The organism is Pseudochrobactrum mosebachae, assembly GCF_048914685.1.
Lineage (GTDB): Bacteria > Pseudomonadota > Alphaproteobacteria > Rhizobiales > Rhizobiaceae > Pseudochrobactrum.
The window spans coordinates 2,371,467-2,383,832 of the sequence record NZ_CP128408.1 but is presented as its reverse complement, the minus strand read 5'-3'; the positions used below and the strand labels follow the sequence as shown (position 1 = coordinate 2,383,832).

The window sequence follows — 12,366 nt, the reverse complement described above, 5'->3', positions numbered from 1 at the left end:
GTTTTAATTCGCGCCATGCCATGAAAAGCAGGAAGTTTTATTCATGACATGACGTTGAAACAAAGAAATAATACGCTCTGAAATGATCAGATTTTACCAGCCGATGCCGGCACATTGGTTTTTGCCAGCTTCTTGAACTTCTTAATCACCATATCCCGCTTCAGCTTTGAAATATGGTCGATAAACAACACACCGTCGAGATGATCAATCTCATGCTGAATACATGTGGCCATCAGCCCTTCAGCCAGCATTTCCTGCGGCTTGCCATCAATGCTCTGATATGTCACACGCACGCTCGCAGGGCGCTCAACCTCGGCATAATAATCAGGAATCGACAGGCAACCCTCTTCATATGTGCTTGGCTCATCCGAGCGCTCAACGATTTTAGGGTTGATAAACACATGCGGCTCAGGCGCATCGCCCTCTTTTGCCAGATCAATCACAACCATCCGAATGGGCTCGGCAACCTGAATGGCAGCCAGACCAATGCCCGGCGCATCATACATCGTGGCAAACATATCATCGGCAAACTTACGCAAACCTGCATCGAAACGCTCGACCGGCGCAGAGACCGCACGCAGGATCGGATCAGGAATAAAAATAATCGGCTTAATCGTCATGTCGTTTACCTAGAGCATTTCGCAATCGAACGGAAATATGTGAAGCCGGCGACAATACACAAAACAAAAAAATGACAGCGAGCGCCGAGGTCCAGCCTGAATACAGACCGCTCTAATCTTTCATTGTACTGCCGTCAATAAAATTACGGAATATCACAAAAACAACGATAGTTTTGTTCTTGTTTTATTCTAACTATTTCAAGCCGAATCGCATAGACTATGCGTATGGAAACAACATCTACCTCCGCAATACCGGTTACAATTTTTGAATCTCTGGGTATCACCCCAGCACAATCCCTGCTCATGGCCGGCAGCTTTGTGCTGGTTGTGATACTGCTCGGTATGTGGGTTGCCACCCGCAACAACCGCGCATTGCTGCACACTCAGTTCCAATCTGAAGAGCGTGCACGTGAGGCGGAAATGCAAATGCACTCCATCCTTAAAAGTCAGGCAGAAATGCAAGGCCGCATGCAAACCATGGCCGAATTATTCGGTTCGCGCCAAGCTGAGCTTAATAAATCGATCCGCGACCGGCTCGATGGTATGACCCATCATTTGGGGCGCAGCATCCATGAGCAAACCCGCTCAACCCATGAAAACTTAAGCAAGCTACAGGAACGACTGGCGGTTATTGATACCGCACAAAACAATATCCAGTCGCTCGCTGGTCAGGTTGTTCAATTGCAGGCTATTCTTGCCAATAAGCAAACCCGGGGCGCATTCGGTCAATCGCGGATGGAGGCAATTATTGCCGACGGCCTGCCCATGAATGCCTATCAATTTCAGGCAACGCTTACCAATGGCACGCGCCCTGATTGTTTGGTGAAAATGCCGAATGGCACTGCTTCACTGGTGGTTGATGCCAAATTTCCGCTTGAAAGCTGGAATGCTCTGAAAGCCTCAGAAACACCGGAGGCCAAACGCCATTATGAGACCTTGTTTCGCCGCGATATGGAGGTGCATATCCGCGATATTGCCGCTAAATATTTTATTACCGGTGAAACGCAGGATACAGCTTTTTTGTTCGTACCATCAGAATCGATCTTCGCTGAAATTCATGAGAATTTTGAAATGATCATTCAACGGGCACACCGCGCCCGCGTTGTGATCGTCTCGCCTTCTCTACTGATGCTCTCCATTCAGGTTATTCAATCAGTACTCAAAGATGCGCGGATGCGCGAACAGGCGCACCTGATACAAGCTGAGGTTGTGCGGCTCATGGATGATGTGTCACGCCTTGATGAGCGTGTACGAAAATTGCAAACCCACTTTTCGCAAGTCAGCCGCGACATTGATGACATTCTTATTTCATCGTCCAAAGTCACCCGCCGCAGCGCAAAAATTGAAGCACTCGAGCTAAGCGCCGCTGAAAATCAAGTCGATCAAAAACCAGTCGAAGCGCCTGAAAGTGGCGGTTTACAGCAAGATTTTGCTACTGGATCGCCACGACTAATCTAGAGATTTTAACGTTCAGAATCTCTTTCTCAACATTTCAGTGCAGCCTCTTATGCTCCCAATAAAAAAGCCGGTCGCACTGCGCAACCGGCTTTACTTTATATAATAATATTAACTATTTAGACGATTTTACAGCGCATAAATTAAATGTGAATGCTCAACATTCAAGCTTTTGCAGCTTCGCGAATACGGGCAACCAGCGCATCCGTGTCCGGAAAACCGTTTTCAATTTTACGATCCCAGATCACCTGATCATTCATCCGCACAATATAATTACCATCATCGCCCGGAATCAAAGCGCATTCACCGATTTCATCGCCAAAAGCCTGCAATAGCTCTTGTGCAGCCCAGGCAGCACGCAGCATCCAGTTGCATTTAATGCAATATTCAATCGTCACACGTGGTTTCATTGTCATTGTCTATCCTGATCTTTTTAAAAGCAAACCCGCCGGAAGGCGGGTCTGTCACACATAATATGGTTGTTATAAAGCTTATTCATCGCCCATTTTAAGCGCCTGAATGAAAGCTTCCTGGGGGATTTCCACCCGACCGAACTGACGCATGCGCTTTTTACCTTCCTTCTGCTTGTCCAGAAGTTTGCGCTTACGTGAAATATCACCGCCGTAACATTTTGCCGTCACGTCCTTACGCAACGCCGAAATAGTTTCACGCGCAACGATACGTCCGCCAATAGCTGCCTGAATAGGAATTTTAAACATATGCTGCGGGATCAGGTCTTTCAGCTTTTCACACAATACGCGACCACGTTTTTCTGCGGCCGAACGGTGCACCAGCATCGACAAAGCATCAACCGGCTCGTCATTAACGAGGATCGACATTTTGACCAGATCACCTTCTTTATATTCCGAAAGATTATAGTCAAAAGACGCATAGCCTTTAGAAATTGACTTCAGACGATCATAGAAATCAAATACCACTTCGTTGAGCGGCAGCTCGTAAGTGACCATAGCGCGCGGACCGACATAAGACAGATCCAGCTGAATACCGCGACGCTCCTGACACAACTTCAAAATTGACCCCAGATATTCATCCGGTGTCAAAATCGTTGCTTTAATCCACGGCTCTTCAATCGAGGTAATCTTCACCACATCCGGCATATCTGCAGGATTGTGCAATTCCTTCATCGAGCCATCCATCATATTCATGCGATAGACAACCGAAGGTGCAGTGGCGATCAGGTCGAGATTGAACTCGCGCTCAAGCCGCTCCTGAATGATTTCAAGATGCAACAGCCCAAGGAAGCCGCAACGGAAACCGAAGCCAAGCGCAGCAGATGTTTCCATCTCAAACGAAAAGCTTGCATCATTAAGGCGCAGCTTGCCCATCGCAGCGCGCAGGTCTTCAAAATCCGCGGCATCAACCGGAAACAACCCACAGAAAACAACCGGCTGCGCAGGTTTAAAACCAGTCAGCATATTGGCAGTCGGGCGGCGATCTTCGGTAATGGTATCACCAACGCGGGTATCCGCCACTTCCTTGATCGAAGCGGTAATAAAACCAAGTTCACCAGGGCCCAAATCTTCGACTGCAACCATTTTAGGTGTAAACACACCCACACGTTCAACCGGATATTTAGCACCCGTTCCCATCATGCGGATAGTCTGGCCTTTTTTCAAAACGCCGTCGATAATACGCACCAAAACGATCACACCAAGATATGTATCGTAATAGCTGTCCACCAGCATGGCTTTCAACGGCGCATTACGGTCGCCCTCTCTCGGTGCCGGCAGACGGTTAACAATCGCTTCCAGAACATCCGGAATACCAATGCCGCTTTTGGCAGAAATCATCACCGCATCAGACGCATCAATGCCGATCACATCTTCAACCTGCTCTTTAACCCGATCAGGATCTGCGGCAGGTAAATCAATCTTATTGAGAACAACAACCAGCTCGTGATTATTGTCCATTGCCTGATACACATTAGCCAGCGTCTGTGCTTCCACACCTTGTGAAGCATCCACCACCAGCAGCGAGCCTTCACAGGCCGCCAGCGAGCGGGAAACTTCATAGGCAAAGTCAACATGGCCCGGTGTGTCGATCAGGTTGAGAATATAGTCCTCACCATTTTTCGCACGATAGCTAAGCCGCACAGTCTGCGCCTTGATCGTGATGCCGCGCTCGCGCTCGATATCCATCGAGTCGAGCACTTGCTCTTTCATCTCACGATTTTCAAGGCCGCCGGTCTGTTGAATCAAACGGTCAGCAAGGGTCGACTTCCCATGATCAATATGGGCGACGATGGAAAAATTCCGAATATGGTCAAGTGGTGTGCTCATGCGCGCGATTTAGCAGCAGATTCGCACAAAGGCAAAGGGGTTTGATGCAAAACAGCGCTTTAAAAGCAATCTTTCAGGGTATGGAGCATTATGTCCCCTTTGCGAAGCCGCAAAAAACCATTAAAGCACGGGCAAAAGCAACCATCAGCCTTAACGGGCGGAGATCAGGCATTCTGTAATTTACTGCGGATTTATGCACCAGGCTGCAACGCAGTGATCATGCTATATATATAAGACTGGCCGCAGGAAACTGGCCTCAGGAGACTGGTATGAACACGCAAACGATTAATCACCGCACGAAGCCGAAGCTCGTAACAGTTTTTGGCGGCTCAGGTTTTGTCGGTCGCCATGTGGTTGATGCGTTGGCACGACGCGGATTTCGCGTACGCGTGGCTGTGCGCAAACCGGCAGCAGCCTATTATATTCAGCCCCTCGGCACAGTGGGCCAGATCCAGCTCGTGCAGGCCAATATCCGTCATCGGTGGTCAGTTGAGCGCGCCGTACAGGGTGCAGATTATGTGATTAATCTTGTAGGCATTCTTTCTGAAAGCGGCAAACAGCGCTTTAACACTATCCATGCGGTTGGTGCCAAACATGTTGCCGAGGCAACAGCCGCCGCGGGTCTGCCACTGCTGCATATGTCAGCTTTGGGCGCAGATATCAAAAGCCCATCCGAATATGCCCGCACCAAGGGCGAGGCTGAACGTCAGGTTCTGAATGTTAAACCGGATGCAATCATTGTGCGGCCAAGTGTTTTTTTCGGTCCGGAAGATAATTTTTTCAACAAATTTGCCGGCATGTCCCGCTTCACACCATTTATGCCGCTGATCGGCGGCGGCAAAACCGAATTCCAACCGGTTTATGTTGGCGATGTAGCGGAAGCCATTGCACGCGCTGTTGAGGGCAAATTGCAGGCTGGCAAAATTTATGAGCTGGGTGGCGCGGAAGTCTTGTCACTGCGCCGGTGCATGGAAATTTCGCTGGAAGTGATTGGCCGCAAACGTGCCTTCATCAACCTGCCATGGTTTATCGCCAAATTACAGGGCAAAGTTCTCGGCCTGCTGCCAAACCCGCCGCTGACCAGCGACCATGTTAAATTGCTGAAAAGCGACAATGTGGTTTCGCAATCGGCCTCGGATGCCGGTCTGACCCTTGAAGGGCTTGGCATCAAGCCGCAGGCAGTGGATGCAATTCTGCCATCCTATCTGTGGCGCTACCGCGTTATCGGTCAGTATGACAAGGCTAGCCTTGCGCGCTAATAAATCTGGCGCGTTAGAGCGTCTTTATTTTCTATTGAAGCAAAAAACTGCTCTAAACCAGATATCACGCATTACAATAAAGGCCCCTTTCGGGGCCTTTTGTTTGTCTTGATATTTGCGATTTATCCCCAAACCAGCAGGGCTGCCATACCGGCGGAGCCCACAATCAGCCGCCACCATGCAAACAACGCAAAGCCATGGCGTGAAACATAATCCAGCAAATACCGCACCACAATCACACCGGAGATAAAGGCAGCAACAAAACCGATACCGATCTGTGTCAGATCATTAGCGGACAGCAAAGCGTGATTCTTATAAAGATCATAGGCAAAGGCGCCGGCCATGGTCGGCATGGCAAGAAAGAATGAAAACTCTGCCGCAGAGCGTTTATCGGCCCCCATCAGCAAGGCACCAACAATCGTCGAGCCGGAGCGCGATACCCCCGGAATCATCGCCAGACATTGCACAACACCAATGGTGAAGCACATTTTCAACGGATATTGGGTCACATCATTATAGCGCGGGCGCAGCGGTAACCGATCGACCCAAAGTAAGACGAAACCACCAAGAATTAACATCGAACACACCAGCATCGGCGTTTCGAACAAAACCTGCTTGATATAGCTATGGGCAAAAGCACCAATAACCGCCGCTGGCAAAAATGCCAGAATAATACCGGTGGCAAAACGGCGTGCGCCTGCATCACGCGGCAAATCTGTGATCAGTTTCCATAACCGGCCAAAATAGACGCTCAAAATAGCCAGAATGGCCCCGAGCTGGATCAGCACTTCAAACGTGCGCCCTGTGGATTCAAACCCTAGAAAATGCCCGGCCAGCAAAAGATGCCCGGTAGATGAAACCGGCAGAAATTCTGTAACACCTTCCAGAAGGCCGAGAATCGCAGCCTCGAATATTGCCCATGCGTCCATAATGCCGAATACCTTTTTCTGCGTTGCGTGAATTTGCCATATCCGGACTTTGCACGCTCAAAGTGCCCGCAAAGGGGCGAATCATATGTCTTTTAACCGAAAAAACTGCGTTTAAAACATCAACCCTGCCTTAAATTCAGCCTGTTGAAATGTTTTTAATCCAAATGCAATGCATTATTATGTAGACCAAGCATCCTAACCAATTATTTATAGGGAATGTGTATACTCGCGCAAAATGCTTCGCAGGCGCTTTTATACCGCTTTCTGTTTCACTGCAGCATTCTGCTGAAATTTAGTCTTTCCTGAGGTCTGGCCACAATGCAGACCGGCAAGCCGCACCCGAAAGTAATGTCGCACCACATGCTCACGCTGTTTCATCATCCGATGTCCACCACTTCACGCTATGTTCGCCTCATTCTCAATGAGTATGGTGTCGAAGCGGAGCTGATTGAGGAACGGCCATGGGCGCGTCGTAAAGAGTTTCTGGCGTTGAACCCTGCCGGTACTTTACCGGTATTACTGGCTGAAAATGATATACCGGTGGTTGGCGCCACTGTGATTGCCGAATATATGGATGAAACCCGCGGCGCCTTAAAACGCAATCGCCGCCTGCTGCCGGAAACCCCGATGGAGCGCGCAGAAGTGCGCCGTCTTGTCGATTGGTTTTTAATCAAGTTTGAAAACGAAGTCACCCGTCACCTCGCCCGTGAACGGGTGTTTAAATTGCAGATGTCGCAGGAAATGGGCTCGTCTGCCCCCGATTCCACCGCCATCCGCGCTGCCCGTGCCAATATCCGCCAGCATCTGCGTTATACAGACTGGCTTGCCGCCACCCGCAACTGGATGGCCGGTGATCTGCCAAGCTATGCCGATATGGCAGCGGCAGCCGGTATATCTATTCTTGATTATTTGGGCGAAGTTGAATGGGCTGAGCACCGCGCCACCCGCGAATGGTATGCACGGATGAAATCCCGCCCGTCTTTCCGACCGCTTCTTTCCGACCGCGTACGCGGCATTTTTCCGGCATCGCATTATGGCGACCTCGACTTCTGATCCGGCGCCTGAAAAGCCGCGCCCGAACAATCCCCAGCCAAAGAGCCCCCTGCCCAAAAGTGACGAGCCTATGCCTGTCCGCCTCAAGCGCTTCTTAACCGAAGAAGCGGCAGCGGTCGGCTTTGACGTTGTGGCTATCACCACGCCCGATGCTATTCCGCAGGCGCCCGAGCGACTGCGTTATTTTCTTGATAAAGGCCGCCATGGTTCAATGGAATGGCTGGAAGAAACCGCACAACGGCGTGCCAATCCTTCCGAGCTCTGGCAGGAGGTGCGCTCCATCGTCATGCTCGCGATGAATTATGGCCCCTACCACGACCCGCGGCAATTGCAGCAAAAGCGCGATTGCGGCGCTATTTCCGTTTACGCACAAAACCGCGATTACCACGATATTATCAAAGGCAAACTTAAACACATGGCCAGCCGCTTTGCGGCACGCACCGGCCATGAGGTTAAAGTGTTTGTGGATACCGCACCGGTAATGGAAAAGCCGCTGGCAGTTTCTGCTGGTATGGGCTGGCAAGGCAAACATACCAATATGGTGTCGAAAGACTATGGCTCATGGCTGTTTCTAGGCTCCATTTTTACAACCGCTGATCTGGAGCCGGATAAAGCCGGTAAAGACAGTTGTGGATCATGCCGCGCCTGCCTTGATGCCTGCCCTACCAACGCTTTTCCTGCACCCTATCAGATTGATGCACGGCGCTGTATTTCTTATCTCACGATTGAAAATAAAGGCGCCATCCCGACCGAACTTCGTTCGATGATCGGCAACCGCATCTATGGCTGCGATGATTGCCTGTCGGCCTGTCCGTGGAATAAATTTGCACAAGTCGCAAAAGAAGCCAAGCTACAGGCGCGAGAAGAATTGAAAGAACCGCCGCTGGATTACCTGTTACAGCTCGACGATCCGTCATTCCGCGCTTTATTCACCGGCTCACCGGTTAAACGGATTGGCCGTGACCGCTTTTTGCGTAACGTATTGATTGCGACAGGAAACTCAAATAATCCGGCCTATATCCCTGTTGTTGAAACATTGCTCAGTGATCCTGCGCCGGTAACACGCGGCGCGGCAGTCTGGGCACTGTCACAACTGACAGGGGCCGGAGCCGGAGCTGGAGCTGGGGCTGAGCATTTTAATCAGCTGAAACAGCACGCATTGAAGAGTGAAACTGAGCCAGAGGTTCTTGAAGAATGGCACAATGCAACTGTCATGCTTCAAAAAAATCCGAACACCCCCCAAGATCAGGATAAATGATGCATATTTTTCTGTTTGGCACCGGTTACTCCGCCCATTATTTTATAAAAGCACTGCGCAGTAATCCAGCAGTGAATATCCGCTCCATCACTTCCATCACTGGCACCACCCGCAGTGCCGCGCAGGCCGATATCCTGCGCGATAATGGCATTACACCTGTTTTGTTTGATGCTGAACAAGGCCTTAATGCAGAGTTGCGCGATGAGCTATCGCAGGCCACCCATATTATCTCCTCAATTGCTCCTGTAAGCTCTCGTGCCGATGATCCCGATCCGGTGCTAGGCCTGATGCCTGAAGGCCTGGCGCATTACGCCCCCCAAGCACAGTTCATCAGCTATCTTTCAACCATCGGTGTCTATGGTGATTATCAGGGCGCGTGGGTGGATGAGCGTTCAGAGCTCAAACCTCTATCGTCGCGCTCCATTGCCCGTATCACTGCTGAACAGCAATGGCTGGCGCAAAGCAGCCCCGCAATTGCCTGCTCTATCTTGCGTATTGCCGGTATTTATGGGCCAAGTTTTCACGGGCAGGCACGCAATGCTTTAGCCAGCATTCAAAATGGCCGTGCCCATCGCCTGATTAAAAAGGACCATGTTTTCAACCGTATTCATGTTGCAGATATTGGCGGCGCATTGGCGCATCTAGCTCTCAATAATCAAGGTGGAATTTATAATCTGGCTGATGACCTGCCCGCACCAGCGCATGAAATCATAACCTATGCTGCCGGATTACTCGGTGTTACGCCTCCGCCTGCCATTGATTATGAGCTTGCGGAATTGTCACCAATGGCACGCTCATTCTATCTCGAATGCAAGCGCGCCTCGAATGCAGCCTTGAAAGCAACCGGTTATCAGTTACACTATCCTGATTATCATGCAGGATTAGATGCATTATTTGCGCAAGGCGAAGGGCGTTAGAGTACTTTTACTTTAGGCTGGACCATAAAAAATGCTCTGTTTATTTGTTTTGAAACAGTTTCAGACGGAAAGCCGGTTCCTAATCTTCCTGAAACTGATCTAAATTCTAACTGTGCCGCTCAGTTTATGGTATCACTTCATAAAACTCTGCTTGGAAACCCGCTCATGCTGTTTCATCAATCTGCCCGCAAACTCTCTGGCTTCATTCTCGCCGTGTCTTTGAGCTGCAGCCTTATCGGAGCTGAAGTGACACCAGCTCTGGCCGATGCGCTGGCGAATACTCCGGCCAAACAGGCCTTTGGCGCGATGACACTGCCGTCCGTATCCAAACCGTCCTCGCATGGTTTTTATTCCAAAGGCTGTATTGCAGGGGCAGTGGCCTTGCCGGTAGACGGGCCGAACTGGCAGGTGATGCGCCTGTCGCGCAATCGCAATTGGGGGCATCCGGTGCTGATCGGATTGCTGGAAAAGCTTTCTCGCGATGGCGCAAAAACCGGGTGGCCCGGCTTGCTGGTCGGTGATATTTCACAACCGCGCGGTGGCCCCATGCTCACAGGCCATGCCTCGCATCAGGTCGGGCTGGATGCCGATATCTGGCTGACACCAATGCCGAACCGCCGTTTTACCAACCGCGAGCGTGAGAATGTCAGCGCGGTTTCAATGCTCAAGCCAAATTCGCTTTATGTGGATCAAAAAAAATGGACAGCATCGCGCACCGCCTTGCTGAAACATGCCGCAGGCTATCCTGAAGTTGAGCGGATATTCGTGCATCCCGGTATTAAAAAGCAATTATGTGAAACTGTGAGCGGCGATCGCAGCTGGCTTGCCAAAGTGCGCCCTTATTGGGGGCATTTCTATCACTTTCATGTGCGTATCCGCTGTCAGGCAGGCTCAAAAGATTGCAAACCGCAAGACCCGATCGGCAAAGATGACGGTTGCGGGAAATCTCTCGACTGGTGGTTTACTGATGAACCTTGGAAACCGGCCAAACCTGCAAAACCGGGTGAAAAACCAAAACCACCAAAGGTCATGATGGTCTCACAACTGCCAGCGGCCTGTGCCACTTTGCTGAATGCGCCTAATCCTGCATCTGTCAAAGATGTGACTTACGGGCTGGGCGGCTCGGGCATAGCAATCGCTCCGGCACCGCAGGCCGGTGCCGATGCTCCTCCGGTTGCGCCAGCGGCCATTCCTCTGCCAGCCTCGAAACCCTAGAGCATTTCACGATCAAGTTGAATCAACTTGATCGATATGACAATGCGAAAACTCTAAACTCTAGAGCGAGCGCTGTGACCCAACCTGCACGTTAGCCGCTCTAGGTTTTATATATTTCATAAGAATGCGCTTTTATTCAACAGGGGCATCCGCTATAGATTTCAAACGATTTAAAGCAGTTTAGATAACTGAGATATGTTACGCGGCGCAAGCCAGCCAAAAACGGAAAACCATAAAACAATGCCCAATATTGACCCCAATTTTGTCTTTCCCGTTCTTGTCGGTGATATCGGCGGTACCAATGCACGTTTTGCAATTTTGGTCGATTCTTATGCCGAGCCAAAAGAATTTCCGGTACTCCTGACCAAGGACTTTGAAACGCTGGAAGATGCGATCCAGAATGCAGTGCTTGATCAGACCTCCATCCAGCCGCGCTCTGCGGTTATAGCCATAGCAGGCCCGGTCGAGGGTGATGAAATTCCGCTGACCAACTGCCAGTGGGTGGTTAAACCGCACCAGCTGATGGAACGCTTCAACCTGCAAGACATTACCGTGCTCAATGATTTTGAAGCACAGGCGCTGGCGGTTGCCTCGCTGGATGATCATCATCTGGAAAATATCGGCGGCGCCCCAAGCCAGCCATCCGGCCATCCTAACGGTAAGCGTGTTGTGCTCGGACCCGGCACCGGCCTTGGTGTAGCGGGGCTGATCCGTTCACGGCAGACATGGGTACCGGTTCCAGGTGAAGGCGGCCATGTCGATTTTGGCCCGCGCTCTGAACGGGATCTGCAGATCTTTCCGTTTATTGAAAAAATCGATGGCCGTGTCTCCGCAGAACAAGTGCTGTGTGGTCGTGGTATTCAGCATATTTATCATGCGATCTGTCAGGCAGACGGCATTAAACCGTCTCTGGTTACACCAGCTGAGATTACCGATGCAGCGCTCGACAAAAGCAACCCGCAGGCCATTGAAACTTTAGAGCTGTTTGTCGTCTATCTTGGACGTCTTGCCGGTGATCTGGCACTTGTTTTTATGGCGCATGGCGGTGTCTATCTTTCAGGTGGCATTCCGCAAAAAATCATCTCGGCTTTGCGCAGTGGCAGCTTCCGTGCGGCTTTTGAAGATAAAGCCCCCCATCAGACCATTCTTAAACTGATACCGGTCTATGTGATTATTCACCCGCTGGCAGCCATTGCAGGGCTGGCAGCCTATGCCCGGACACCGGCATTGTTTGATATTCATACTGACGGCCGCCGTTGGCGCCATTAACAATTTACGCCGTTGGCGCCATTAACAATCTCCGTCGTTAGCGCGGATATTGAATTCGCCACGAACGAACTGAACAAAGTAATTGCTGAAA

11 protein-coding genes are annotated in these 12,366 nt (G+C 50.6%); 7 read left to right on the top strand and 4 right to left on the bottom strand.

The genetic code is table 11. The features are described from left to right. Positions 1-86: 86 nt before the first annotated feature. Positions 87-620, bottom strand: a complete 534-nt coding sequence (gene def / locus MP213Fo_RS10905; RefSeq protein WP_421089036.1) for a peptide deformylase — start codon at positions 618-620, stop codon at positions 87-89. Positions 621-845: 225 nt separating this feature from the next. Between def and MP213Fo_RS10900 the strand changes: the two genes are divergently transcribed. Beyond that, positions 846-2,078 (top strand): DNA recombination protein RmuC, encoded by a 1,233-nt coding sequence (locus tag MP213Fo_RS10900; protein WP_421091112.1) that lies wholly within the window; start codon positions 846-848, stop codon positions 2,076-2,078. Positions 2,079-2,239: 161 nt separating this feature from the next. Here MP213Fo_RS10900 and MP213Fo_RS10895 read toward each other — a convergent pair whose 3' ends face one another. Continuing rightward, positions 2,240-2,491: a SelT/SelW/SelH family protein gene (locus MP213Fo_RS10895; RefSeq protein WP_421089035.1), complete on the bottom strand. Its 252-nt coding sequence runs from the start codon at positions 2,489-2,491 to the stop codon at positions 2,240-2,242. A gap of 75 nt (positions 2,492-2,566) precedes the next feature. After that, positions 2,567-4,375: a translation elongation factor 4 gene (gene lepA / locus MP213Fo_RS10890; protein ID WP_421089034.1), complete on the bottom strand. Its 1,809-nt coding sequence runs from the start codon at positions 4,373-4,375 to the stop codon at positions 2,567-2,569. Positions 4,376-4,644: 269 nt separating this feature from the next. Here lepA and MP213Fo_RS10885 point away from each other — a divergent pair, with 269 nt between their 5' ends. Beyond that, positions 4,645-5,634, top strand: a complete 990-nt coding sequence (locus MP213Fo_RS10885; RefSeq protein WP_421089033.1) for a complex I NDUFA9 subunit family protein — start codon at positions 4,645-4,647, stop codon at positions 5,632-5,634. A gap of 122 nt (positions 5,635-5,756) precedes the next feature. Here the strand turns inward: MP213Fo_RS10885 and MP213Fo_RS10880 are convergent, their stop codons facing one another. Further along, the gene (locus MP213Fo_RS10880; RefSeq protein ID WP_421089032.1) at positions 5,757-6,563 is read right to left on the bottom strand and encodes an undecaprenyl-diphosphate phosphatase; all 807 of its coding nucleotides are present in this window, start codon (positions 6,561-6,563) and stop codon (positions 5,757-5,759) included. 360 nt (positions 6,564-6,923) lie between these two features. Between MP213Fo_RS10880 and MP213Fo_RS10875 the strand changes: the two genes are divergently transcribed. From MP213Fo_RS10875 to MP213Fo_RS10855, 5 genes are all read left to right on the top strand, one after another. Continuing rightward, complete coding sequence (locus tag MP213Fo_RS10875) at positions 6,924-7,616, top strand: glutathione S-transferase family protein (protein ID WP_421091111.1); 693 nt, start codon at positions 6,924-6,926, stop codon at positions 7,614-7,616. 70 nt (positions 7,617-7,686) lie between these two features. Next, the gene (queG, locus tag MP213Fo_RS10870; RefSeq protein ID WP_421091110.1) at positions 7,687-8,874 is read left to right on the top strand and encodes a tRNA epoxyqueuosine(34) reductase QueG; all 1,188 of its coding nucleotides are present in this window, start codon (positions 7,687-7,689) and stop codon (positions 8,872-8,874) included. Further along, positions 8,871-9,791, top strand: coding sequence for an NAD-dependent epimerase/dehydratase family protein (locus MP213Fo_RS10865; RefSeq protein ID WP_421089031.1), 921 nt, complete (start codon positions 8,871-8,873; stop codon positions 9,789-9,791). The genes queG and MP213Fo_RS10865 overlap by 4 nt, the downstream gene beginning before the upstream one ends. A 126-nt stretch (positions 9,792-9,917) precedes the next feature. Then, positions 9,918-11,006, top strand: coding sequence for a penicillin-insensitive murein endopeptidase (gene mepA, locus MP213Fo_RS10860; RefSeq protein ID WP_421089030.1), 1,089 nt, complete (start codon positions 9,918-9,920; stop codon positions 11,004-11,006). A 240-nt stretch (positions 11,007-11,246) separates the two neighbouring features. Continuing rightward, positions 11,247-12,275, top strand: a complete 1,029-nt coding sequence (locus MP213Fo_RS10855; protein WP_421089029.1) for a glucokinase — start codon at positions 11,247-11,249, stop codon at positions 12,273-12,275. Positions 12,276-12,366: the final 91 nt, after the last annotated feature.

Bases quoted from the DNA above. Each gene is read 5' to 3' on its own strand.
- MP213Fo_RS10885 (WP_421089033.1), top strand. From the start codon at position 4,645: ATGAACACGCAAACGATTAATCACCGCACGAAGCCGAAGCTCGTAACA.
- def (WP_421089036.1), bottom strand. From the start codon at position 620: ATGACGATTAAGCCGATTATTTTTATTCCTGATCCGATCCTGCGTGCG.
- MP213Fo_RS10865 (WP_421089031.1), top strand. From the start codon at position 8,871: ATGATGCATATTTTTCTGTTTGGCACCGGTTACTCCGCCCATTATTTT.
- lepA (WP_421089034.1), bottom strand. From the start codon at position 4,375: ATGAGCACACCACTTGACCATATTCGGAATTTTTCCATCGTCGCCCAT.
- mepA (WP_421089030.1), top strand. From the start codon at position 9,918: ATGGTATCACTTCATAAAACTCTGCTTGGAAACCCGCTCATGCTGTTT.
- MP213Fo_RS10900 (WP_421091112.1), top strand. From the start codon at position 846: ATGGAAACAACATCTACCTCCGCAATACCGGTTACAATTTTTGAATCT.
- queG (WP_421091110.1), top strand. From the start codon at position 7,687: ATGCCTGTCCGCCTCAAGCGCTTCTTAACCGAAGAAGCGGCAGCGGTC.
- MP213Fo_RS10855 (WP_421089029.1), top strand. From the start codon at position 11,247: ATGCCCAATATTGACCCCAATTTTGTCTTTCCCGTTCTTGTCGGTGAT.
- MP213Fo_RS10895 (WP_421089035.1), bottom strand. From the start codon at position 2,491: ATGACAATGAAACCACGTGTGACGATTGAATATTGCATTAAATGCAAC.
- MP213Fo_RS10875 (WP_421091111.1), top strand. From the start codon at position 6,924: ATGCTCACGCTGTTTCATCATCCGATGTCCACCACTTCACGCTATGTT.
- MP213Fo_RS10880 (WP_421089032.1), bottom strand. From the start codon at position 6,563: ATGGACGCATGGGCAATATTCGAGGCTGCGATTCTCGGCCTTCTGGAA.